The organism is Serratia sp. K1WW1 (genome assembly GCF_055790865.1).
Genome location: NZ_CM147697.1, coordinates 1,703,067 through 1,726,469 on the forward strand (window position 1 = coordinate 1,703,067; position 23,403 = coordinate 1,726,469).

The 23,403-nt window shown below is 56.1% G+C and carries 19 protein-coding genes; 9 read left to right on the forward strand and 10 right to left on the reverse strand.

The window, feature by feature from the left end; translation table 11 throughout:
- The first annotated feature begins 22 nt into the window (after nt 1-22).
- Nucleotides 23-1,405, forward strand: coding sequence for a phosphoglycerate transporter PgtP (gene pgtP, locus ACX9GU_RS07770; RefSeq protein ID WP_021807058.1), 1,383 nt, complete (start codon nt 23-25; stop codon nt 1,403-1,405).
- A gap of 65 nt (nt 1,406-1,470) precedes the next feature.
- Here pgtP and crr read toward each other — a convergent pair whose 3' ends face one another.
- From crr to cysZ, 5 genes are all read right to left on the reverse strand, one after another.
- Entirely contained in the window at nt 1,471-1,980 is a 510-nt protein-coding gene (gene crr, locus ACX9GU_RS07775) for a PTS glucose transporter subunit IIA (protein ID WP_021807057.1), read from the reverse strand.
- Nucleotides 1,981-2,029: 49 nt separating this feature from the next.
- Nucleotides 2,030-3,757: a phosphoenolpyruvate-protein phosphotransferase PtsI gene (gene ptsI / locus ACX9GU_RS07780; protein ID WP_473194379.1), complete on the reverse strand. Its 1,728-nt coding sequence runs from the start codon at nt 3,755-3,757 to the stop codon at nt 2,030-2,032.
- Between the two features lie 46 nt (nt 3,758-3,803).
- On the reverse strand, nt 3,804-4,061 hold the full coding sequence (gene ptsH / locus ACX9GU_RS07785) for a phosphocarrier protein Hpr (protein ID WP_021178688.1): 258 nt from the start codon (nt 4,059-4,061) through the stop codon (nt 3,804-3,806).
- A gap of 401 nt (nt 4,062-4,462) precedes the next feature.
- Nucleotides 4,463-5,431 carry a cysteine synthase A gene (gene cysK, locus ACX9GU_RS07790; protein ID WP_021178687.1) on the reverse strand — a complete coding sequence of 323 codons (969 nt, stop codon included), beginning with the start codon at nt 5,429-5,431 and terminating at the stop codon, nt 4,463-4,465.
- A gap of 283 nt (nt 5,432-5,714) precedes the next feature.
- Nucleotides 5,715-6,476: a sulfate transporter CysZ gene (gene cysZ / locus ACX9GU_RS07795; protein WP_473194380.1), complete on the reverse strand. Its 762-nt coding sequence runs from the start codon at nt 6,474-6,476 to the stop codon at nt 5,715-5,717.
- 222 nt (nt 6,477-6,698) lie between these two features.
- Between cysZ and zipA the strand changes: the two genes are divergently transcribed.
- The 3 genes from zipA (at nt 6,699) to ACX9GU_RS07810 (ending at nt 9,969) form a co-directional block, all read left to right on the forward strand.
- Nucleotides 6,699-7,655: a cell division protein ZipA gene (gene zipA, locus ACX9GU_RS07800; RefSeq protein ID WP_473194381.1), complete on the forward strand. Its 957-nt coding sequence runs from the start codon at nt 6,699-6,701 to the stop codon at nt 7,653-7,655.
- 77 nt (nt 7,656-7,732) lie between these two features.
- Nucleotides 7,733-9,754 (forward strand): NAD-dependent DNA ligase LigA, encoded by a 2,022-nt coding sequence (ligA, locus tag ACX9GU_RS07805; RefSeq protein ID WP_473194382.1) that lies wholly within the window; start codon nt 7,733-7,735, stop codon nt 9,752-9,754.
- Nucleotides 9,754-9,969 carry a DUF3820 family protein gene (locus ACX9GU_RS07810; RefSeq protein WP_021178683.1) on the forward strand — a complete coding sequence of 72 codons (216 nt, stop codon included), beginning with the start codon at nt 9,754-9,756 and terminating at the stop codon, nt 9,967-9,969. The genes ligA and ACX9GU_RS07810 overlap by 1 nt, the downstream gene beginning before the upstream one ends.
- 35 nt (nt 9,970-10,004) lie before the next feature.
- Here the strand turns inward: ACX9GU_RS07810 and ACX9GU_RS07815 are convergent, their stop codons facing one another.
- The 3 genes from ACX9GU_RS07815 to ACX9GU_RS07825 all read right to left on the reverse strand — a co-directional run bounded on the left by ACX9GU_RS07815 (nt 10,005) and on the right by ACX9GU_RS07825 (nt 13,463).
- Nucleotides 10,005-10,454: a FlxA-like family protein gene (locus ACX9GU_RS07815; protein ID WP_473194383.1), complete on the reverse strand. Its 450-nt coding sequence runs from the start codon at nt 10,452-10,454 to the stop codon at nt 10,005-10,007.
- A 51-nt stretch (nt 10,455-10,505) separates the two neighbouring features.
- A complete protein-coding gene (locus ACX9GU_RS07820; protein WP_473195134.1) occupies nt 10,506-11,054 on the reverse strand; it encodes a nucleotidyltransferase family protein in 549 nt (182 codons plus the stop codon).
- Between the two features lie 126 nt (nt 11,055-11,180).
- Nucleotides 11,181-13,463, reverse strand: coding sequence for a TonB-dependent siderophore receptor (locus ACX9GU_RS07825; RefSeq protein ID WP_473194384.1), 2,283 nt, complete (start codon nt 13,461-13,463; stop codon nt 11,181-11,183).
- A gap of 307 nt (nt 13,464-13,770) precedes the next feature.
- Here ACX9GU_RS07825 and fes point away from each other — a divergent pair, with 307 nt between their 5' ends.
- The 5 genes from fes to ACX9GU_RS07850 all read left to right on the forward strand — a co-directional run bounded on the left by fes (nt 13,771) and on the right by ACX9GU_RS07850 (nt 21,428).
- On the forward strand, nt 13,771-15,123 hold the full coding sequence (fes, locus tag ACX9GU_RS07830) for an enterochelin esterase (protein ID WP_473194385.1): 1,353 nt from the start codon (nt 13,771-13,773) through the stop codon (nt 15,121-15,123).
- A gap of 10 nt (nt 15,124-15,133) precedes the next feature.
- Nucleotides 15,134-15,340 (forward strand): MbtH family protein, encoded by a 207-nt coding sequence (locus tag ACX9GU_RS07835; protein WP_473194386.1) that lies wholly within the window; start codon nt 15,134-15,136, stop codon nt 15,338-15,340.
- A gap of 38 nt (nt 15,341-15,378) precedes the next feature.
- Complete coding sequence (locus tag ACX9GU_RS07840) at nt 15,379-19,326, forward strand: amino acid adenylation domain-containing protein (RefSeq protein ID WP_473194387.1); 3,948 nt, start codon at nt 15,379-15,381, stop codon at nt 19,324-19,326.
- A gap of 252 nt (nt 19,327-19,578) precedes the next feature.
- Nucleotides 19,579-20,010, forward strand: a complete 432-nt coding sequence (locus tag ACX9GU_RS07845; RefSeq protein ID WP_473194388.1) for a hypothetical protein — start codon at nt 19,579-19,581, stop codon at nt 20,008-20,010.
- Nucleotides 20,007-21,428, forward strand: a complete 1,422-nt coding sequence (locus ACX9GU_RS07850; protein WP_473194389.1) for an FKBP-type peptidyl-prolyl cis-trans isomerase N-terminal domain-containing protein — start codon at nt 20,007-20,009, stop codon at nt 21,426-21,428. Before ACX9GU_RS07845 ends, ACX9GU_RS07850 begins: the two co-directional genes overlap by 4 nt.
- Before the next feature lie 152 nt (nt 21,429-21,580).
- Here the strand turns inward: ACX9GU_RS07850 and ACX9GU_RS07855 are convergent, their stop codons facing one another.
- Together ACX9GU_RS07855 and fepG are read right to left on the reverse strand one after the other, a co-directional pair.
- Nucleotides 21,581-22,381, reverse strand: a complete 801-nt coding sequence (locus ACX9GU_RS07855) for an ATP-binding cassette domain-containing protein (protein ID WP_021807045.1) — start codon at nt 22,379-22,381, stop codon at nt 21,581-21,583.
- Nucleotides 22,378-23,403: an iron-enterobactin ABC transporter permease gene (fepG, locus tag ACX9GU_RS07860; protein ID WP_473194390.1), complete on the reverse strand. Its 1,026-nt coding sequence runs from the start codon at nt 23,401-23,403 to the stop codon at nt 22,378-22,380. Before fepG ends, ACX9GU_RS07855 begins: the two co-directional genes overlap by 4 nt.

Here is a 23,403-nt window from a genome sequence, read left to right on the forward strand (position 1 = left end):
ATAAACCTCACAGGGGAATAACATGTTTTCATTATTAAAACCTAGCGCGGCGGCGAAGCGTGTTCCGCCAGAACAGGTGCAGGCAACCTACCAGCGTTATCGCATGCAAGCGTTACTGAGCGTCTTTTTGGGCTACCTGGCCTATTACATCGTGCGTAACAACTTCACCCTTTCGACGCCCTACCTGAAAGAGCATCTGGATCTGAGTGCGACGCAGATCGGCATGTTGAGCAGTTGCATGCTGATTGCCTACGGCATCAGCAAAGGGGTGATGAGCAGCCTGGCCGATAAGGCCAACCCTAAAGTGTTTATGGCCTGTGGCCTGGTGCTGTGTGCCATCGTCAACGTCGGTTTGGGGTTCAGCACTGCCTTCTGGGTCTTTGCCGCATTGGTGGTGTTTAACGGCCTGTTTCAGGGGATGGGCGTAGGGCCTTCGTTCATTACCATTGCCAACTGGTTCCCACGCCGTGAGCGCGGCCGCGTTGGCGCATTTTGGAATATATCCCACAATATCGGCGGCGGGGTGGTAGCCCCCATCGTCGGCGTGGCCTTTGCGGTATTGGGGAGTGAACACTGGCAGAGCGCCAGCTACATCGTCCCAGCAGGCGTGGCAGTATTGTTTGCGTTGGTAGTGCTGTGGCTGGGTAAAGGCTCCCCGCGCAGTGAAGGTCTGCCTGCCTTGGAGCAAATGATGCCGGAAGAAACCGTCAGGGTGAAAACCGGTGTGCAGGAGCAGGCGCCGGAAAATATGAGCGCCTTCCAGATCTTCTGCACCTATGTTCTGCGTAATAAAAATGCCTGGTATGTCTCGCTGGTGGACGTATTTGTCTACATGGTGCGCTTTGGCATGATCAGTTGGCTGCCTATCTACCTGCTGACCGAAAAGCATTTCTCCAAAGAGCAGATGAGCATCGCGTTTCTGTTCTTCGAATGGGCGGCGATCCCGTCCACACTGTTGGCTGGGTGGCTGTCGGATAAGCTGTTCAAGGGACGCCGTATGCCGCTGGCGATGATTTGCATGGTGATGATTTTCATCTGCCTGATTGGTTACTGGAAGAGTGACTCGCTGTTGATGGTCACCATCTTTGCCGCCATCGTCGGTTGCCTGATCTATGTGCCACAGTTCCTGGCTTCGGTACAGACGATGGAGATCGTTCCCAGCTTTGCTGTCGGCTCCGCCGTTGGCCTGCGCGGGTTTATGAGTTATATCTTTGGGGCCACGCTGGGCACCAGCCTGTTTGGCGTGATGGTCGATAACATGGGGTGGCATGGCGGCTTTTATCTGCTGATGGGCGGCGTGGTGTGCTGCATCTTGTTCTGCTATCTGTCACATCGTGGCGTATTGGCTTTGGAGCGTGAAAGACAGCAACAGGAACTACAAGCGGAACCGCTGGTCGCGCAGTAGGGCTTAGAAGTCTTGGATAAAAAAATGGCGCCGATAAAGGCGCCATTTTTACGATCGAACCGCGATTATTTCTTGATGCGGATGATCGGGGTCTCGCCAACGGTGACGCTGCCGGACAGTTTGATCAGCTCTTTGATCTCGTCCATGTTGGAGATAACCACCGGAGTCAGGGTAGACTTGGCTTTCTCTTCCAGCAGGGCCAGATTGAACTCGATAATCACATCGCCTTTCTTGACGCGCTGGCCTTCTTCCGCGATGCGTTTGAAGCCTTCGCCTTTCAGTTCAACGGTGTCGATACCAAAGTGCACGAACAGCTCAATGCCGCTATCAGATTCGATAGAGAACGCATGGTTGGTTTCGAAAATTTTACCGATAGTGCCGTCAACCGGAGCAACCATTTTGTTGCCAGCAGGTTTGATAGCAATGCCATCGCCAACGATCTTCTCGGCGAATACGACGTCCGGTACATCTTCGATATTGACGATTTCGCCAGAAAGTGGAGCGACGATCTCGATAGTGCCCATGTCTTTCTTGTCATCAGAAACCAGAGACTTCAGTTTATCGAACAAACCCATGATCTTCTCCTAAGCATTAAATTGGGCGGCGTTCCAGTGTCGTGGAATTTTAGCAGAGCGTTTTTTCTTCGATGAACTTATTGACGCAGTTCATCAAATCCTGTGCCGTTGGTTGTTCCAAGGCCTGCGCTGCCAATGCCTTCACATCTTCGAAATTGGTATTACGAATAATTTTCTTGATGCGCGGGATTGCAATCGCACTCATGCTGAACTCATCCAGCCCCATGCCCAAAAGCAACAGTGTAGCACGCTCATCGCCAGCCAGCTCGCCGCACATACCGGTCCACTTGCCTTCTGCGTGAGATGCATCAATAACCTGTTTGATCAGGCCAAGCACTGATGGGGACATCGGGTTATAGAGATGAGAAATCAGCTCGTTGCCGCGATCTACTGCCAGAGTATACTGGGTTAAATCGTTTGTCCCAATACTAAAGAAGTCGACTTCTTTCGCCAGGTGGCGAGCAATCACTGCCGCGGCCGGTGTTTCCACCATTACGCCCACTTCAATGCTCTCGTCAAAGGCTTTGCCTTCTTCACGCAGCTGCGCTTTCAGCGTTTCCAGCTCGCCCTTCAGATCGCGCACTTCTTCCACCGAGATGATCATCGGGAACATGATACGCAGTTTACCGAAAGCAGAAGCACGCAGGATGGCGCGCAACTGAGCGTGCAGGATTTCCCGGCGGTCCATCGCGATACGGATCGCGCGCCAGCCCAGGAACGGGTTCTCTTCTTTTGGCAGGTTCATGTACGGCAGGTCTTTATCGCCGCCGATGTCCATGGTACGGACGATGACTGCCTGTGAGCCCATGGCTTCCGCAATGGCCTTGTAAGCCGAGAACTGCTCGTCTTCGGTTGGCAGTGAGTCGCGGTCCATGAACAGGAATTCGGTACGATACAGGCCGACACCTTCGGCGCCATTGCGCTCTGCACCGGCGACGTCGCGCACGGTACCGATGTTGGCACAGACTTCAACCTGATGCCCGTCCAGCGTGATCGCCGGCAGGTCTTTCAGCTTGGCCAGATCGTTTTTCTCGGTGACGTATTGGGTATGAACCGCTTTCAGCTGTTCAATCACCTCGGTCGTCGGGTTGACATAAATCTTGTTGTTAACCGCATCCAGGATCAGGTAATCGCCGTTTTTTACCTGGGTGGTCACGTCGCTGGTGCCAACGATAGCGGGCAGTTCCAGGGAGCGAGCCATGATCGAGGTGTGGGAAGTACGGCCACCCAGATCGGTGATGAAGCCCAGCACTTTGTCCAGGTTCAGCTGTGCGGTTTCTGACGGTGTCAGGTCCTTCGCGACCAGGATCACCTCATCCTGAATGGCGGTCAGATCGACAATCGCCAGGCCCAGGATGTTTTGCAGCAGACGCTTACCGATATCACGCACGTCAGCCGCGCGCTCTTTCAGGTATTCGTCGTCTAATTCTTCCAGCGCTTTCGCCTGGCCTTCGATCACGGTGTAGGCTGCCGCATCGGCAGACGCCAGATCGTCTTTGATGAGGGCTATGATTTCCTGCTCAAGCTCTTCGTCTTCCAACAGCATGATGTGGCCTTCGAAGATCGCTTCTTTTTCTTCGCCGAAGGTCTCGCCTGCCTTGGTTTTGATTACTTCCAGCTGTTCAGACGCTTTGGCGCGGCCTGCCAGAAAACGTGAGATTTCCTGCTCTACATGGTCTGCAGAGATTTTTTTCCGGTTGATGACAATCTCATCTTCCTTCAGCAAGAGAGCCTTACCAAAAGCGATACCCGGTGATACTAAAATGCCTGAAATCATAACCCTACCTTACTCTTGACTGGTGTTAACTAAAAAGACGGGCCGATTACTCAAGCTCTGCCATCAGTTTTACCAAGTGCTCAACGGCTTTCTGCTCGTCTTCACCAACGGCTTCGATGGTGACTACTGTCCCTTGGGTCAGGCCCAGAGTTTGCAGCTTAAACAGGCTTTTGGCGCTAGCGCTCTTGCCGTTGGAAGTCACGGTGATGTCAGACGCGAAGCCTTTGGCTTCTTTTACGAACTGAGCGGCAGGGCGAGTGTGCAGACCATTCGGAGCGGTGATAGTCACTTCTTGCTGGAACATTGATGTTTCCCCAACTTATCGGATTTAAGGTTGTGGAGCTAAAGTTTAGCCTAACGGCGTGATTTTAGCTTGTCTGGTTAGCGCCTGACTATGGTACAGGGGCGAGCATGGATGCAACATAAAACGACGCTTTAAGCATTTCAGATCAAAAAATCCGAGCATCTGGCGTTGTTTCAATCAGCTCCCATTATGCCGTGTTTTTCGCTGGAGCGACAAATGAGTAAATCGATTCAGCTCAAACAATGGCAGGAAGGTGATTAATTTTGCGCATCGAAATAATTGACCGGTTAAATACTAAAGCCAGCGGCGAAAATCAATCGTTGAGTGGTGTAAACTTTGATCCAGTCCACAAAAAAAGCACCTGAATAGGTGCTTTTTTAGCTATTTGTGCACTGTTTGCGCTATTGCTGCAGTTCCTGTTCGGTGAACAGATCGGCAAACAAAGCGGTGCTCAAGTAGCGCTCACCTGAAGAAGGCAGAATAACCACAATTGTCTTGTCGGTAAAGTCGGCTTCTTCGGAAAGTTTGACGGCGGCCGCCACGGCGGCACCGGAAGAAATCCCGGCCAGGATGCCTTCTTCTTCCATCAGGCGGCGTGCCATGCTGATGGCTTCGTCGTTGGTGATCTGCGCGACGCGGTCAACCAGGCTCAGATCCAGGTTGCCAGGAATGAAACCGGCACCAATGCCCTGGATTTTGTGCGGGCCGGGTTTGATTTCCTGGCCTGCCAACGCCTGGCTGATGACCGGTGAGTCGGTTGGTTCAACCGCCACTGTGGTGATAGCCTTGCCTTTGGTGTTCTTGATAAAGCGGCTGACGCCGGTCAGTGTACCGCCAGTGCCGACGCCTGCGATAAAGACATCCACTTCGCCATCGGTATCTTCCCAGATTTCCGGGCCGGTGGTTTGTTCGTGGATTTCCGGGTTGGCCGGGTTGCTGAACTGTTGCAGCAGGATGTAGCGGTTCGGATCGGTGGCCACAATCTCTTCGGCCTTGGCGATCGCCCCTTTCATGCCTTTGGCACCTTCGGTCAGCACCAGATTGGCACCCAGCGCCTTAAGCAGCTTACGACGTTCGATGCTCATGGTTTCCGGCATGGTCAGCGTGAGCTTGTAACCCCGCGCCGCGGCGACAAACGCCAGGGCGATACCGGTGTTGCCGCTGGTTGGCTCCACCAGCTCTTTGCCTGCGCTCAGAATGCCACGCTTTTCGGCATCCCAAATCATATTGGCACCGATGCGGCATTTGACGCTGAAGCTCGGGTTGCGAGATTCAACCTTGGCGAGAATGCGTCCGTTGCCGATACGGTTCAGACGAACCAGCGGCGTATGGCCGATTGTTAATGAGTTGTCTTGGTAAATCTTGCTCATGGCCCGTCCTTATAACTCTATGAAATGTAGGGAACATCGAAAGCATACGCTAACGGTCTCGGCAGGGAAGTAAAGAATTGGTATATAGATATGTTATTAGAGAATAAGTTTTATACCCGTCGTCTTTCAAGCTGTAGCGTTGTTACCTGCACTATCCCACCCCAGTCACTTATTGAACATAAGCTCCTGGGGATGAGATAGCTTGGCGCCTAGCTACAGCTTGAAATCCATAGGGTAATCTCATCATCAGGATGGGCGCACGAAGCGCCCCCAAATAAAGCCGTTAGTGACGAACAAACTGTGCACGATAACGGTCGACCCACATCGCCGTGGCACCGCATACCGCCACCGGCAGGATCACCAGATTGAGGATGGGGATCATGGTGAACAGGCTGACCAATGCGCCAAACTGCAGATTATCGGTTTTGTGCTGCCGCAACGCCTGGCGCATCTCGGCGAAGCTGACCTTGTGGTTATCAAACGGATATTCGCAGTATTGAATGGCCAGCATCCAGGCGCTGAACAGGAACCACAGCACCGGTGCCAGCGTTTGGCCGATGCCCGGTATAAAATAGAGCAACAGCAGGCCCAGCGCGCGTGGCAGGTAATACATCAGCTTGCGCCATTCACGGGACATGATGCGCGGCAGATCTTTGACCACGCCGAGCAAACCGGTATCTGGCAACGGTTTGCCGGTCAGGCTACCTTCGAGCTGTTCCGCCAGCAGCCCGCAAAACGGGGCGGCGATCAGGTTGGTGATGGTGCTGAACAGGTAACTGAACACCAACAGCACGGAAATGACCGCCATCGGCCAGAGTAAATAACTTAGCCACTGTAGCCAGCTTGGCACATGGCTCATCATGCTCGGGATCCAGTCGCCCAGTTGGCTGAACAGCCACCAGAAGGCAGAGCCCATCAGCAGCACGTTCACCAGCAACGGCAGGACGACGTAGCGTTTAATACCCGGGCGCGAAATCAGGCGCCATCCTTGGGCAAAATAATGGAAGCCGTTGGTGGATCCGACAGGGGGAGGCACATAGGACATATCTTAAGATTTTCTCTTTGGCTAAACAGGCCAAGCTATCATATAGGGTTGATTTTCCACTGGCTAGAGCCGCGTTGGCTGAAAAAACAGCAAAAAAATGCCGAATAATCATCTTTATTGGCATAAAGTTCAGCACGGACTTGCACTTGTGCCTGTGGGCAAATAGAGTTAAAGAGTGAATGTTTGCCGCGGTGGCAATGTCTTGGAACAACAGAGATAGCAATGATGCAGGATTTGCGTCTGATATTAATCGTTGTTGGCGCGATCGCCATAATAGCGTTGTTATTACATGGTCTTTGGACCAGCCGTAAGGAACGCTCGTCCCTTTTTCGCGATCGCCCAGCCAAACGCTCGAAAAATGAGCGTGAACCTACTCCACTTGATGATCCTGCCGAAAGCGTGGGAGAGGTACGTATCCGTGCCACTCGCGCAGAAGTTGAGGATGAGCCATCAATGGGCCATATCGATGTCGCACGCGAAGAGCCGGTGATTGCACCAAGGCCAGCTCCAGCAGCTCAACCTGCGCCTCGGCCAGCCCAGCCCGCGCCGCTCTCCCAGCGGCCGGATTACGATGACATCCTGCTGGATAACTATGCCCAGGACGAGGACGAAGAGCCGCAGCAACCTGTTGTGCGTCGTGAGCCGCGCGTTGACGATATGCCTCCGGCTACCGCTCCTGCGCCACAGCCTGCCTTCCAGCATGCAGAGCCTGTGCGTGAACCGCAGCCAGCGCCGGAACCGTTGAAACCGGCAAAACTGCAGGAGACCGTATTGGTGCTGCACGTTGCAGCCCATCAAGGCGGTGTGATCGGGGGTGAAGTGTTGCTGCAGAGCGTACTGCAGGCGGGCTTCCAATTTGGTGAAATGGGGATCTTCCATCGCCATATCAGCCCGGCAGGCAGTGGCCCTGTGCTGTTCAGCCTGGCCAATATGGTCAAGCCTGGCTCATTCGATCCGGAAATGATGTCCGATTTCTCCACGCCGGGCGTGTCGATGTTTATGATGGTGCCGTCTTACGGCGACGCCAATCAGAACTTCAAGCTGATGCTGCAATCGGCACAACGTATCGCCGACGATGTGGGTGGCGTGGTGCTTGACGATGAGCGCCGCATGATGACCCCGCAAAAGCTGGAAACCTATAAAGCACGCATCCGCGAAGTGTTGGAAAACAACGCCTGACCGGTTGCCTGTGCACTGCATAATCCGTAATCCAGAACCCCCGCCAGCCGGGGGTTTTTTATCTTTGATGGTGAGCCATGGCATCGATTAACGAAACAATCAATCAACTACGCACTTCGTTGCGCCATCACGAATATCAGTATCACGTACTCGATGCGCCGGAGATCCCGGATGTGGAATACGATCGCCTGATGCGTGAGCTGCGTGAGCTGGAAGAAGCTCATCCTGAGCTGATCACCGCCGATTCGCCGACGCAGCGCGTCGGGGCCGCCCCCTTGGCGGCGTTTGATCAGGTGCGCCATGAAGTGCCGATGCTGTCGTTGGACAACGTCTTTGATGAAGAGAGCTATCTGGCGTTTTACAAGCGCGTGCAGGATCGCCTGAAAAGCAGCGAGCCGCTGACCTTCTGCTGTGAGCTGAAGCTGGACGGGTTGGCCGTCAGCCTGCTGTATGAAGATGGCGAGCTGGTGCGTGCCTCCACGCGTGGGGATGGCACTACCGGGGAAAATATCACCTCTAATGTGCGCACTATCCGCGCCATCCCGCTACGCCTGACCGGCGACAATATCCCGCGCCGGGTGGAAGTGCGTGGTGAAGTCTTTATGCCGCATGCCGGCTTTGAGCAGATGAACGAAGAGGCGCGCCGCAAAGACGGCAAAATCTTCGCCAACCCGCGTAACGCGGCGGCGGGCTCGCTGCGTCAGCTTGATCCGCGTATCACGGCCAAGCGCCCGCTGACCTTCTTCTGCTATGGCGTTGGCCTGCTGGAAGGGGGCGAATTGCCACGCAGCCATTGGCAACGCCTGATGCAGTTCAAAGCCTGGGGCTTGCCGGTGAGCGATCGCGTCAAGCTTTGCACCGGTAGCGATGAGGTGCTGGCGTTTTACCGTCAGGTAGAGCAGGACCGCATCAATCTTGGCTTTGATATCGACGGCGTAGTGGTGAAGATCGACGATATCGATCTGCAAGAATCTCTGGGTTTTGTTGCTCGCGCACCGCGTTGGGCTACGGCGTTCAAATTCCCGGCACAAGAGCAGATCACTGTGGTACGGGAAGTGGAGTTCCAGGTCGGGCGTACCGGTGCGATTACGCCGGTCGCGCGCCTTGAGCCAGTATTGGTCGCCGGGGTGATAGTCAGTAATGCCACGCTGCATAATGCCGATGAAATCGAACGCCTTGGCCTGCGCATCGGCGACACGGTGATCGTACGCCGTGCCGGGGATGTGATACCGAAAGTGGTCGGGGTGATCGAAGATCGCCGCCCGCAGGACGCGCGTGAAGTGGTATTCCCACTGCATTGCCCGGTGTGCGGTTCCGATGTGGAACGGGTGGAAGGCGAAGCCATTGCGCGCTGTACCGGCGGGCTGATCTGCGGTGCCCAGCGTAAAGAGGCGCTGAAGCACTTTGTTTCCCGCCGGGCGATGGACGTTGACGGCATGGGCGATAAAATCATCGAACAGCTGGTCGATAAAGAATATGTCAAAACGCCAGCCGATCTGTTCCGTCTTTCCGCCGGTATTCTCACCGGGCTGGATCGCATGGGGCCAAAATCGGCACAGAATCTGGTCAATGCCTTGACCACCGCCAAACAGACCACCTTTGCGCGCTTCCTGTATGCGTTGGGTATTCGTGAGGTAGGAGAGGCCACGGCAGCCGGACTGGCGGCGCATTTTGGCTCGTTGGAGAAGCTGCGCGAGGCCGATCTGGACGCGTTAAAACAGGTGCCGGACGTGGGCGAAGTGGTAGCCAGCCACGTGGTGAACTTCTTTGCTGAAGCACATAACCAACAGGTGATCGCCGAGCTGATCAGCCCGGAAATCGGCATTAACTGGCCTGCTCCGATCGTCGTGGTCGCTGAAGAGATCGACAGCCCGTTTGCCGGTAAAACCGTGGTGCTGACCGGTTCTCTTAGCCAACTTTCCCGCGATGAAGCCAAAGATCGGCTGACCGCGCTGGGGGCCAAGGTCAGCGGCAGCGTATCCAAGAAAACCGATCTGGTGATCGCCGGTGAGGCCGCCGGTTCCAAGCTGGTCAAGGCACAGGAACTGGGGATCGAGGTGATCGACGAGGCGGAGATGATCCGCCTGCTGGGGGCCTGATGGAAAAAGAGAACCTGATTGAAATCGCCAACACCGTGATGCCCTTTGGCAAATACCAGGGCAGGGTGCTGATCGACCTGCCGGAAGAGTATCTGCTGTGGTTCGCCCGTAAGGGCGAATTCCCCAACGGCAGGCTGGGAATGCTGATGGAAATGACGTTGGCGATTAAAATTGAAGGGCTGGACCACCTGATCAAACCCCTGAAGAAAAGCTGAGTCGCTGGGCGTAACGCATGTTGCGCCCTTCATCTCTAAATATAAACGTCCACGGCGTTGGCGGCGGTCGGGCGGTTGACGCCATCACCGCTCATGGCCTTGGCCATTTGTTCTTCCTGCTGTTTTTCCATTTCTTGTTTCTGAATGCGCGCGATCTCAGCCTGGAGCATTTGGATCTGGCTCATGATCAGCTGTTTTTGCTGCTCGATCTGTTTGGCATCGCCATCCGAGTTTTGCAGCTCAACGAGTTTTTGCTGCAGATTCTGGATCTGCTTAAATAGCGCTGAAATACGCGAGGCCGCGCTGCTATCTTTTGGCGCCACGGGGGTATCAGTCTCGGTTTTCTTGGCCTTTCCCCCTTCAGGGGCATTGTTAACCGGTGCCGACATCAGTGCCGCCCCGCCTTTACCCGTGGCGGTAAACACCTCGCGGACTCCGGCAATCGGGTTCTTGATGGGCACCATCATGGTAATGTTGGTCGACATGCGATCCTCCCAGGTAGCTTGTCAGAGGTATCGGCAAATCGCGGCAAAACTTTACCTTGGCGCCAGCTTTAGCTGCGGCCAGAGTTCGAGCCACTGTTTCTCCACCACGCGCTGTTCGAAAGCGGCCAGGTTGTTGCTCTTGGGATTGAAGGTGATACTGTGGTTGAACAGCGCATGTAGACCAAAAGGCGCGACGAGTTGGATGCTGCCATCGGCCTGTAATCTGGCACCCACGGCGGTTTCGATCTCCGTCCAGTAACTGATGGCGTCTTCGCTGTCCCGATAGGGCGCGCGGTGACTACGCAGGTGCATACGCGCCTGATTCTTTACCGACCAGGGCTGTACCGACCACTCCAACAGGCGCGACTCCAGCATCTGGTCGCGTTCGGCATCGTTATGGCGCGAATCGAAATGGATCACATCGATATCGTTGAGCGGCGTGCTGGCCGTAAATCCATGCAGCCGGTCCCACACCAGATTACGCACGAAGCCCGCACCCAGGCACCAATCGTTCAGCCCGAGCCGCCGGGCGGTGGCTAATGCCTGCATACGTTCGCTGTCTTGGCGTAACCAATCAATAATTTGTTGTTCTGGTATCATCAATAGTGCCATCAATACTCGTTTGTTTCCGCTACTGTAACCCGAAACAGGGCGGCAGCGTGATGGCAATAATGGCAAAAAAAAGCGCGGCATAAGCCGCGCTGAGATTGACTCGGTAGCATACATCTAGAACTGGGTGTTCAGGCTCATAAAGTAAGTCCGGCCCGGTTCGTTATAGGTTGCTGCACCAGCACCGTACATATAGGAATTGGTGACGGCGTTACCGGTCGTTTGCGCGTTACCTGCGCGGAACTGACGCTTGTCGAACAGGTTTTCGATCCCCCCGGTTATGCTAACGTTCTTGGTCACCGCATAGGTGCTGCTCAAACCAAATACCGTATAAGGGCTCACCTCTCGTTTCTCGGTGCCCGTCACTGGCTCCCCTTTGTAGTTGTACTTTTTCGGCTTCTGGCGGCCGTACCAGGTCATGGTGCCTTGCAGTGACAGATCCTGCGTGGCTTGCCAACTCAGGGTAGAGTTGATGGTGAACTCAGGAATAATCGACAGGTAATCACCGGTAGTCTTATTCTCGTTCTCAATCATATAGGTGGCGTTGTTGTTCCAGGCTACCGTTTCGCTCACCGGCACGTTCAATGTGCCTTCCAGGCCCTGGATCACGGCTTTCGGCACGTTCTCCCAGCGGTAGATATCGGTTTTTCCGTTGGCAGCGGTGCCTGTCGGAGCATAACCGGCTTCGATCTTGTTGCGGTAATCGTTGCGGAAGTAGGTGATGCCAGCCAACCAATCTTCGTGGTGGAATTCCAGGCCGATCTCTTTGTTGATGCTGTTCTCCGCTTTCAGGTCGTCGTTACCGATCAGGTAGCAGGCCCCGCCGCTGGCAGCACAGCCTTGTCCGCGACTGTAAAGCACATAGTTACCGTTGCTCTGGAACAAGGTCGGTGCTTTGTAAGCGCGGGCGATACCCATTTTCAGGGTAAACAGATCGCCTAACTCCTGCGACAGGTTAAGCGACGGGCTCCAGTTATCACCGGCTTCGGAGTGGTGATCGAAGCGTAGGCCCGGGGTCAGCATGGTAGTGTCCGTCAGCTCTGCGTTGTTCTCGGCGAACAGCGAGAAGATTTTGGCTGAAGAGTACGGGCTGCGGTTGGTGGCATCAATGCCAGGAATTAGGCCGCCTTCGGTCAGCGACTGGGTGGTCGAAGAAGGATCTTTCATCTTCTGCTGGTTCCACTCGGTACCCAGCGTGGCGGTTTGCGGCACCCACATATCGAACGGAATACTGACTTCACTGTGCGCCAGGAAATTATCCAGACGGGTGGTGTTGTAACTGTCGTTGGCGAAGATCCCTTCGGTGCCCCCGGCCAGCCCTTCGGCTAAACGGGTATTACGCGTGCGCTCAAACTGGACGTAGTTGTTGGTGCTAACGCCGCTATCCCATGCGCCACGATAATTGACCGCATAGGTTTCACGATACATCCGGTTGGTTTCTTTACCGTAGTTGCTCTGCACCAGCGCATTGGTGTTGGTGTTCTGGGTATCCCCGGCGTACAGGTTACCCTGGCGGCCATAGGCATATTGGAAATCCAGGGTCTGCAGGTGGGCGAATTCCCAGCTCAGCAAGGCATCGATATTTTTGTCGATCACCCCTTCACGGCCGGCAGGCAAAGTATTGGCATAGGTGCCGGTACGTTCGGACTGATGCCCCTGGTTGATATCCCAGGCGTCGGCCTGCGTTTTGCTGTAGCCACCGAACAGACGGAAGCTCAACTGATCGCTTAACGGGCCGGAAAGGCTGAAGTCGGTACGCTTGGTGGCGCCTTCATCCTTATGCTGCGGTACGTTGAAATAACCGTTTAGCGAGCCATGCAGATCTTGGGTGGTTTTCTTGGTGATGATATTGACTACGCCACCTGCCGCACCGTTACCATAGCGGGCAGCCGCTGGGCCACGCAGCACTTCGATACGTTCGATCATATCTGGTGGCACCCAGGCGGTGTCGCCACGGGTATCACGCTCACCGCGCCAGCCCTGGCGCACCGAGTTACGGCTGCTGGCTGGTTTACCGTCGATCAGGATCAGGGTATTTTCTGGCCCCATGCCACGGATATCGATCTGGCGGTTGTTGCCCCGCTGGCCGCTGGTGGAGTTACCGGTTAGGTTGACCCCTGGCATGGTACGGATCAGCTCATTGATATCACGAGCGGGAGGGCGTCGTTTGATTTCTTCGGCAGTGATGGTGGAAACGCCGGGAGCTTGAAGGTTTTGTTTGGCGGCGGTGACGACGATGACATCTTCAGAGGCGGATTCTTTTTTGCTTTTCTCAGCCAGCGCGGCGCTGTCTGAGGTGGTGGCCGTTTGCTCGGCATTGACCGTAAAGGAAAATGCTGATGTGCCCAATCCTAACCCGATGAGTGTGGCTAAAGAATAACGAGATAACTTCCGATTCATTTTGAGGTTCCTACCTAACAACCCTTCCTGATGCGGCGCTGTGTGACAACCGGTAACGGAACGGTTTGTTGTAGTTTTATTGTGTAGTCGAAAATAGTAACGAAACCCGGAGGCCAGGCTGACTGGCAGCAAGATCCCGCTCAATAATTCGGCATCCATCCCTGTTGAAGAATGCCCGCTCTATTTCGAGCCTGTATACACTATTGCAAATGCAAATAATTATCAATAGTATTCCTTGTGCCGTTTGGCATTTGGGAACCGGTGAGTCGCACGGCGTGCCTTGCCAACAACACAATGAGTGGGCGTTTTGAAAACTGAACAACAACCAGCAAGCAGTACGTTATTGGCGAGCAAGCATGCAGGGAGCCACGGTTGGTGGCTGGATATCGCCCGGCGTGGTACCCCCTTGGTGGAACCGCAGGATAATGGGCGATGGAAGGTGACGTTCTTGTGGCGCGACCCTCAGGGCGGTGAACTGACCTCGGCTTATCAACGAGTCTGGATCCATATCAACTGCCTCACCGATCATCACCAAGCGTCGCCCCCGCAGAGCCTGCAACGGCTTGCAGGTTCGGACGTCTGGTATTGGCAAACCGAGCTGCAAGGCGACTGGCGCGGCAGCTACTGTTTTATCCCCTGCATGGAGGATCGTCCCTTCGAACCGCAGGGGGACAATTCCCACGCCAACATGCTTTCTATTCGCCACTGGTGGCACCAGGTGTTTGCCCACGCAACTCACGATCTGCTTAATCCTTACCGCGCCTGGCCTGGAGTCGGGGGGCACACGCTTTCCGGCTTGCATATGCCACAGGCTCCCCAACAGCCAGCCTGGCGGGACTTTGACAACTATGCCGTGACCAGCGGCCGCTGTACGCCAGCACCTCCTGCCAAACTGCAACGGCATACCTGGCATAGCCAGCGATTGGTAACCTCCCGCCACGTCTGGATCTACTCCACCGGTGAAAGTAACCCGGCGGCGCGGCCATTGGCTATTTTGCTGGACGGCCAATTCTGGGCCAATCAGATGCCGGTCTGGGATCCGCTGATGCAACTGACGCGCACTGGCCAACTGCCGGAGGCGGTCTATCTGCTGATCGACGTGATCGACCAGCAACACCGCGCACGTGAACTGACCTGCAACGATGAGTTTTGGTTGGCCCTACAGGAAGAGTTATTACCGCAATTGGCCGACTGGGCCCCGCACAGCCGTGAGGCTGCCAACACCGTAGTTGCAGGGCAAAGCTTTGGTGGCTTGGGGTCGCTCTATGCTGGCCTGCGCTGGCCGGAATATTTTGGTGCCACCATCAGCCAGTCGGGCTCGTTCTGGTGGCCACGCCGCGATATGTTGCAACTGCCCAGCGTGCCCGAGGACGCCTGCTGGTTGATCCGCCAGGTAGAAGACGGGCAGTTGGGTGCGCGCGGCAAGCTGAAGGTGTTTTTAGAGGCCGGGGCGCATGAAAAGCTGGTCCACCGGGTGAATGACCGTATGGCGGCCCTGTTAAGTGACACCGGGCATCAGGTGCAATATCGGCTGGTGGAGGGCGGGCACGATGCGTTGTGCTGGCGTGGTGGCTTACTCGATGGTCTGCAGGCGCATTGGTCAGAGCTGGTCAACCGCCATGCCGAATTGAAGCCGTCCGCCAACCCTCTTCACGCTTAAGGAGCAAGTAATGGAAACCTTATACCCTTTCGATGACGAGCAGCAAATTTGCTACGTCCTGCGTAATGAAGAACTGCTTTACAGCCTGTGGCCGGATTTCAGCGCCATCCCGGCCGGTTGGGTCAGCGTTTTTGGCCCGGCTTCCCGGAAGCACTGCGTCAACTGGCTAGAACAGAATTGGCAGGATATGCGGCCCGCATCACTGCGTAAGGCGTGATGGAGACGCAGCAAGAACCGACAACAGGAGCGAACGTCGTGTCAGAAACCTCTATTTTACCCACCGGGCAACAGGTTACCGTTGAGTTGCCATTGGTGGCGGCGCAGCCCGGTATTTGGGTTGCCGATCAAATTTCACCGTACGGCAATGCCTATGCGGTCGCCCATTATATCGAACTGAATGGCCCGCTGGATAAAGACCACCTGTTACAGGCGATCTCACTGGGCCTGGCCGAAGTGGACACCTTAAGGCTGCGTTTCGTTGAGCGTGACGGTGTGCCGATGCAGTATTACGACGCCACGATGCCGTTGGCTGCGCCGGAATGGGTTGATTTAAGCGACTCGGCGGATGCAGAGGCGGCGGCCCACGCGCTGATGCAGATCGACCTTGGTGCCGAATTACGGGTGAGCAGCGGCAAACCGCTGTATCGCCATATCCTGATGCGTCTGGCCGACGATCGCTGGTTCTGGTATCAGCGTTACCATCATCTGGTGGTCGATGGCTTCAGCTTTACCGCCATCGCTCGCCGTATCGCCAATATTTATACCCGCCTATATCAGCACGAGCAGCCGGAGCCGACGCCGTTCACGCCTTTTAGCGATGTGGTGGCGGAATATCAGCAATACCAGCAATCCCCAGGTTATCAGCGCGATGCCGATTTTTGGTTGAACAAGGCACGGCAGTTGCCCCCGCCAGCCACCCTATGCCCGCAACCGTTGGCAGGGCAGGCACCTTCGACGCGTATTCACCGCTTGGCACAGCTCTGTGCCGCGCAGGATCTTGCGCCACTGGTCAGTCTGGGCCAGCAACAGCAGCTCAGCGCAGCCGATATGGCGATGGCGCTGGTGGCCGTGTGGGTGGCTCGTCTGACAGGGCAAACCTGCTACAGCGCCGGGTTTATTTTTATGCGTCGCATGGGCTCGGCTGCGCTTTGTGCCACCGGGCCAGTGATAAACGTATTGCCGGTGGAGATGCACGTCGCGCCGCAGGCAACGCTGGCCGATATCGCCGCGCAAATCAGCCGTGAACTGAAGTTTGCCCGCCGCCATCAGCGCTATGATGCTGAACAGGTGCAGCGTGATCTTGGGCGGATTGGCGACAGTCAGCCGCTGTATGGCACCGTCTTCAACTTTAAGATGTTCGACTACCAGCTCGATTTTGCCGGTATCAAAGGGATCACCCACGACCTGGCCTCTGGCCCGGTGCGTGATTTGGAGATCGCCTTGTTTATCGACGAGGCTGGCACGCTGAAGATTGAGTTGTTGGCCAATGCCGAGCGTTATCAGCTGGCCGAACTGACGGAGCACTTACAGCGCTTGCCGCTGCTGCTGCGGCAGTTTGCGGCCCAACCGACATTGCCGGTGAGCGAAGCTGATTTACTGAGTGAAAAAGATCACGCGCTGCTGGCCAAGGTGAACGACACCGCTTATCCGGTGGCAGCCCAGACCCTCAGTGGTCTGCTGGCCGAGCAGGCGAATAAAACCCCGAATGCCCCGGCGCTGGCCGATGAACACTACCGGTTCAACTACCGCGAAACTCGCGAACAGGTGATCGCCTTGGCCCAGCGTTTGGTGGCTCAGGGTGTGCAGCCGGGCGATATCGTGGCGGTGGCATTGCCGCGTTCGGTCTTCCTGTCGCTGGCGTTAATGGCGATAGTGGAAGCGGGAGCGGCCTATTTACCACTGGATACCGGCTATCCAGATAAGCGCCTCAGCATGATGCTGGAAGACGCGGCCCCACGCCTGATTATCACCGATGCTTCCCAACAGGCGCGTTTTGTGGGGCAGGGGGAAGTGCTGTTATACGATGCGCCACTGGTGGCCACCGCTGCTGCACCGAGCGCGATCCAAGGCCCGACGCCGCATCATCCGGCTTATATTATCTTTACATCCGGCTCAACCGGGCGGCCAAAGGGCGTGCTGGTTGGGCATCAGGCCATCGTTAACCGTTTACTGTGGATGCAGCATCAGTACCCGCTGGCGGCAGATGATGTGGTACTGCAAAAAACGCCGTGCAGCTTTGACGTCTCGGTGTGGGAATTCTTCTGGCCATTGATGGTGGGCGCGCAGTTAGTGATGGCGCCGCCGGAGGCGCACCGCGACCCTCAGCAACTGCAAACGCTAATCGATCGGCATAAAGTCACTACCATGCACTTTGTTCCTTCGATGCTGGTGGCATTCGTTGGTGCCTTGGACAGCACAACCGCCATCGCCCATTGCCAGCCACTGCGTCAGGTGTTCTGCAGCGGTGAAGCGTTACCGGCAGAGCTGTGCCGCCTGTGGCAGAGCCGCACCCAGGTGCCGTTGCATAACCTCTACGGCCCTACCGAGGCGGCGGTGGATGTGACCTGGCATCCGGCCTATGGTGACGCCCTCGCTGCTGTCACCGGTGCTAACGTCCCTATTGGTCTGCCGGTGTGGAATACCGGTTTACGTATTCTCGACGCTCGCTTACGCCCAGTGCCACCGGGTGTAGCTGGCGATCTATATCTGACCGGCGTGCAACTGGCTCATGGTTATCTGGCCAGGCCGGATCTGACCGCCAGCCGCTTCGTCGCCGATCCGCAGGGCAACGGTGGCCGGATGTATCGCACCGGTGACGTCGCCCGCTGGCTGCCAGACGGCGCGGTAGAATATCTGGGCCGCAGCGACGATCAGCTGAAAATTCGCGGCCAGCGGATTGAACTCAGTGAGATAGACCACGCCCTGCTGTCATTGCCGGGCGTGAGTCAGGCTGTGGCTCATGCTTTGGTATTGGAGGGCACGGTCGTTGATGCGATGGGAGGCGATGCCCGGCAACTGGTGGGCTATCTGGTCCCGCAACCCGGCGTGCATCTGGATAGCGAAGCCCTACGTGCTGCGCTAGCCGATCGCTTGCCGCCGCATATGGTGCCGATCGCCCTGGTTGAAATGGCTGAGTTGCCGCTTAGTGCCAACGGCAAGCTCGATCGCAAAGCCTTGCCACAGCCGCAAACAGGGGCTGGAAAGGCCGGACGCGAGCCGGAACCCGGGTTGGAAAGCGAGATTGCTGCCGTTTTCGCTCGTTTGCTTCAGCGCGAGCAGGTATTTGCGGATGACGATTTCTTTGCCTTGGGCGGGCATTCATTGCTGGCCATGCGCCTGGCCGCCGAGTTGCGGCGCGATCTGGGGAAAGCGGTGTCGGTTGGCCAGGTGATGGTCGCTTCGAAAGTAGAGCAACTGGCTCAGCTATTGGCGGAAGAACGTACGCAGGAAGAGGCCGATCAATGCGGTTTTGACAGCGTGTTGCCGCTGCGCGTTACCGAAGGCCCAACGCTGTTCTGCTTGCACCCGGCTTCCGGTTTCTCCTGGCAGTTTAGCGTGCTGCCGCGTTATATCGATCAGCATTGGTCGCTGGTGGGCATTCAGTCTCCACGCCCGGATGGCCCATTGGCGCTGGGTGAGGATATGGATCAGGTCTGCGATGCGCATCTGGCCACGGTATTACAGGTACAGCCACACGGCCCGTATCACTTTATCGGTTACTCCCTGGGGGGAACGTTGGCTCAAGGTATCGCAGCACGTTTGCAGGCGCGTGGGGAGGAGGTGGCTTTCCTTGGCTTGCTGGATACCTATCCGCCAGAAACCCAGAACTGGGACGTGATGCTGGACGACAACGTGCTCAAAGAGGTACAGCGCGAGCGCGAGCAGTTCCTGGCGGTATCAGAAGATACGCTCGATCCTGCGTTGGGCGAGGCGCGGGTCGCGATGTTTGACCATATCGAAGCCAACTATGCGGATTCGGTCAGGCTGTTGTCACACACCCATACGGCGCATTTCCAGGGGCAGGCGACGCTGTTTGTGGCGAAGCGCACCTTGCAAGCAGGCATGGATGTGCAGCAGACCTGGGCGGAATATGTCGACGCGTTGCAGGTGTTTGAGCTGGATTGTGCGCATGTGGATATCGTTTCACCGGCTTCGTTCAAGGTGCTGGGCCCCTTGTTAAACCGGGTGTTGCGGGCACTGTAACTGTAATGTCATGTGCAAACTGCAGGTTAAAAACGACAGTGAGCCGTTCTCGCTGAAAAAACATTTCCTGATGGAGTATCTGCGATAAGTGGCAGGAGATCTAACGCGGCACTTGCCCTGTTGCTGTTGCCACCAAGTATGACCTGTCTTATCATCCCAACCGGGCAATAGCAATATTGCCCGCCAATGGAGGCGATCCGCGTGCGCACAGGCAGCGGTGACGGACATTATCCAGTCAGGAAGGAATAAAATTTGAAACAGTTTCAGAAAACCCGTGGATACCGGCAGCCACTACTTGCCTGTCTGATCATTAGCAATGTCCTGCTGATGGCTGGCTGCGCGAATGAAAGCCGGGTCACCACGCTTGTCACACCGGCTGCGGAGCCTGCGCCTGTTGTCGTTGAAACCCCGCCACCCCCGCAAGAACCGACGTCTATAAGCAGGTGTCAGAGCGATCTTGCCGCGTTGCAAACCGTTAGTCCTCGGACCTATGCAGTCAGGAAGGCTAATTTTGACAGTCTGCTGGCCAACGCCTCGTTTTACAGTGGGGTACGCGGTGATGTGAACGCATTGACCAAAAATACGGTAGACGCACTGTATAAATATAAAACCAATCAGTTGTGCACACAGATCGGGCAGGACTTGCTTAACGGACTGATCCGCAAAATGGAGAGCGTGAAATGAAGTTGGGGTTAAAGTATGGTTTGGCCTTGAGCCTGACGTTGCCGGTGGGCTGCGCATTGGGTGCAGAGCAACTCAAGGATGACAGGGCCAGCACCATCAATGCCTTGGAAGCGATCACCAGCCAAGAGAGTGAGGCTCCGGCGTTGTTGCTGTTGAGCCCTTCACAACTCAATCAGATCAGCCCTCCCGCAGAAAGGAAAGTGAGTAAACCCTCCACCAATACCAAGACTCGCGAGTCAGCGCCCCTGCAAGCGCAAATCAAACAGTTAAATGCTGCCCTTGCTCAACGTGACCAAGAGCTGCAGCAACTGCGTCAGGCAGCACAGCAGGATGCGGATGCTCGCGCCGAGGTTAGCCAGTTGAAAAAGACCCTGCAGGAGAATTTGCAGGCGACGGAGCAGATGCAGCAGGATATGGTGGCCGCGGCGACGGCTAAAGGTGAGAACTCCAACGAAAACGGTAGGCTACAGCAGGCGCTGGACCAAAGCCGCCAACAGAGTTCGGCGTTGCAGAAACAGTTGGCTGCCCTGGCCAAAGCACACACCGATAATAGCCAGGAAAACAAGACGTTGCAGGCAGAGTTGAACGAAAGCCGTCAGCAGGCCGAGCAAGCGAAAAAGGCGTTAGCCGAGTTAACGGCGAAAACTGAAGCTAAACCCATCTTGCAGCTTGCGCTGGATGAAAGCCTGCACAACCAACTGACGATGCTGAAAGTAGCCAACGAACAGCAACAGGCGGAAAACAGCCGGCTGCAGCAACAGTTGGCTACGCAGCCACGAGAAATCATAGAGCCGAAGTCAGAGCTTGAGATCCGTGATTATGCCATTGGCAGTTCCCTGGCAGAAGACATGTTGGCCTTGCTCAAACAGCGAGCGGCTCAGGGGGTTGAAGTGGACAGCCGTCTGGCGCTGGCAGGAGTGCAAGATACCTTCGCGGGCAAGCTCAAGCTGCAACCGGATCAGATCGACAAGGCCTTGGATGACAGCGAAAAGTTGGTGCAACGTAATGCACAGCAGCAAAAGTTGGACACCGAACAGGCAGGGGCAGCTTACATCGAGCAGTTCGCCAAGCAAAAACAGGTGAAGAAAGAGGCTTTAGGTTACTTTTACCGGATCGATAAGGTCGGTAAAGGAACTATTGGCGCGAACAACATGGTCAGCGTGGCGGTAAAAGAGAGCCTGATTAACGGTAAAGTCGTCAAGGATATGCAGGCGGCAGGCACCTCGGTCACCCAGTTACTGAGCAGCTATCCACCGATATTCAGAACGGCGATCTCGAAGCTGCAAAATCACGGCAGTATCACGATGGTCGTACCGCCAAGCTTGGCTTATGGTGATAAAGGTCTGCCCCCTGATATCCTGCCGGGATCGACCATGGTCTATAACGTAACGGTATTGGATGTCGCACCTGCCAAGTAAATGGAGCACGGCTGTGGCTGCCTGCGTAACGGTTTTTCAACCTTGCACGGCCATAGTTAGTTACAGGGTTGGCGCGCTCACGGTGATAAAGTCTCAGTAGAGCCATCGGCTATCAGCCGGTGGCCTGATTTTTATCGTGAGCTTGCTGGCCGCTATTTCCCCAATGGCACCACGAGCGGCGTATGCGAGACCGGATCGTCGATGATCACGCACTTCAGCCCGTAAACTTCCTCGATCAATTCCGGCGTCACAATGTCTTTTGGTGCCCCCTCGGCCACCACTTTGCCGTCGCGCATGGCGATCAGATGGGTGGCATAGCGGCAGGCATGGTTGAGGTCGTGCAGCACTACCACCAGCGTGTAATGATTCACCCGGTTCAACTGGCGCAGCAGTTCCAGCAGATCGATTTGGTGAGTGATGTCCAGCCAGGTGGTCGGTTCATCCAGCAGCAGCAGCGGCGTTTGCTGGGCCAACACCATGGCGATCCACACCCGCTGGCGCTGGCCACCGGAAAGGGTATCGACGGGTTGATCGGCCAACTGTGCCACGCCGGTTGAACGCATGGCCTGTTCCACTGCCTGCTGATCTTCGTCGCGCCAGCGGCTGAACAGGCTCTGATGAGGGTAGCGGCCACGGGCAACCAGATCGAACACCGTGATATCACCTGGGGCAATTGAGCTTTGCGGTAACAGGCCCAGTTGGCGCGCGACTTCCTTGGTGGGATATTCGCGGATTTGTCGGCCATTCAGCCATACTGAGCCCGCCTGGGGTTGCATCAGGCGGCTGAGGGTGCGCAGCAGCGTGGATTTACCGCAGGCGTTTGGCCCGATAATGACCGTCAGTTCGCCGTGAGGAATAGACACTGAAAGATCGCGTGCGACGATTTTCTTGTCGTAGCTCAGCGTCAGGTTTTCGGCACGCAATGGTGCGGTTAACGGGGTTTCAGCATTCATTTTTTTCGTGACTCACGGATTAGTAACCAAATCAGATAGATGCCACCGATGCTGACGGTCAACACGCCGACCGGCAACTGATAAGGCATAAACAGGCGCTGCGCTGCCACATCGGCCGCCAGCAATAATAGGGCACCGGTCAGCGCGGTGAGCAGCAAGACATGCTGGTTGGCGCACAGGCGGCGGGCAATTTGCGGAGCGACCAGAGCAATAAAGGAAATCGGCCCGGCCACGGCGGTGGCGGCAGCGGTTAGTATCACGCCGACCAGCAACAGCATCAGTCGGGAGCGTTCAACCCCAACGCCGAGCGCGCAGGCGGTGTCATCTCCCATTTCCAGCAACCGCATACGCCTTGTCAACGTCAGCAATACCAGTAACGCCAGCAGCAGCACCGCCAGCACCGGCAGGCTTTTCGCCCAGGTGATGCCGTTGAGGGATCCGGCATACCATAGCCCAGCGGTCATGGACGCTTCCAATGAGGCGCTGATGATCATCCAGGTATTGGCGGCCAGCAGCAGGGCGCGAACGGCAATCCCGACAATAATCAGGCGGAAGGTTTCTACCCCGTTGCTCCAGGCCAACAGATAAACCACCCCGGCGGTAAGCAGACCACCGGCCAACGCCCCAGAGGTTATGCCGATAACGCTACTGTTAAACAGCACGATGGCGACCAGCACGCCGCTATAGGCTCCCGTATTGAAACCAATCACGTCAGGGCTGCCGAGTGGGTTACGCAATAGTGACTGGAAAATCGCACCGCTCAGGCCGAGCGCCGCCCCCAACAGTAACGCCATAGCGACGCGTGGCAAACGCCACTGGGTGACGATCACCGCAAGATTGGTCGGGCCTTCGCCGCGTAGCGCGTCGATTACCTGCGCCGCGCTGAGTTGCAAGGTACCAGAACCGAGGGCATATACCGCCAGCGCAAGGCAGGCGAATAACAACAGCAGGGCAGTCGCCAACGGACGTGCCAACCGAAACGGTTTTTTGGCGAGGATTTGGCGGGAAACCAACAGGCTCAT

Excerpts from the sequence above, each read along its gene's own strand:
- pgtP (WP_021807058.1), top strand. The coding sequence starts at position 23 with ATGTTTTCATTATTAAAACCTAGCGCGGCGGCGAAGCGTGTTCCGCCA.
- crr (WP_021807057.1), bottom strand. The coding sequence starts at position 1,980 with ATGGGTTTGTTCGATAAACTGAAGTCTCTGGTTTCTGATGACAAGAAA.
- ptsI (WP_473194379.1), bottom strand. The coding sequence starts at position 3,757 with ATGATTTCAGGCATTTTAGTATCACCGGGTATCGCTTTTGGTAAGGCT.
- ptsH (WP_021178688.1), bottom strand. The coding sequence starts at position 4,061 with ATGTTCCAGCAAGAAGTGACTATCACCGCTCCGAATGGTCTGCACACT.
- cysK (WP_021178687.1), bottom strand. The coding sequence starts at position 5,431 with ATGAGCAAGATTTACCAAGACAACTCATTAACAATCGGCCATACGCCG.
- cysZ (WP_473194380.1), bottom strand. The coding sequence starts at position 6,476 with ATGTCCTATGTGCCTCCCCCTGTCGGATCCACCAACGGCTTCCATTAT.
- zipA (WP_473194381.1), top strand. The coding sequence starts at position 6,699 with ATGATGCAGGATTTGCGTCTGATATTAATCGTTGTTGGCGCGATCGCC.
- ligA (WP_473194382.1), top strand. The coding sequence starts at position 7,733 with ATGGCATCGATTAACGAAACAATCAATCAACTACGCACTTCGTTGCGC.
- ACX9GU_RS07810 (WP_021178683.1), top strand. The coding sequence starts at position 9,754 with ATGGAAAAAGAGAACCTGATTGAAATCGCCAACACCGTGATGCCCTTT.
- ACX9GU_RS07815 (WP_473194383.1), bottom strand. The coding sequence starts at position 10,454 with ATGTCGACCAACATTACCATGATGGTGCCCATCAAGAACCCGATTGCC.
- ACX9GU_RS07820 (WP_473195134.1), bottom strand. The coding sequence starts at position 11,054 with ATGATACCAGAACAACAAATTATTGATTGGTTACGCCAAGACAGCGAA.
- ACX9GU_RS07825 (WP_473194384.1), bottom strand. The coding sequence starts at position 13,463 with ATGAATCGGAAGTTATCTCGTTATTCTTTAGCCACACTCATCGGGTTA.
- ACX9GU_RS07835 (WP_473194386.1), top strand. The coding sequence starts at position 15,134 with ATGGAAACCTTATACCCTTTCGATGACGAGCAGCAAATTTGCTACGTC.
- ACX9GU_RS07850 (WP_473194389.1), top strand. The coding sequence starts at position 20,007 with ATGAAGTTGGGGTTAAAGTATGGTTTGGCCTTGAGCCTGACGTTGCCG.
- ACX9GU_RS07855 (WP_021807045.1), bottom strand. The coding sequence starts at position 22,381 with ATGAATGCTGAAACCCCGTTAACCGCACCATTGCGTGCCGAAAACCTG.
- fepG (WP_473194390.1), bottom strand. The coding sequence starts at position 23,403 with ATGAGCCTGTTGGTTTCCCGCCAAATCCTCGCCAAAAAACCGTTTCGG.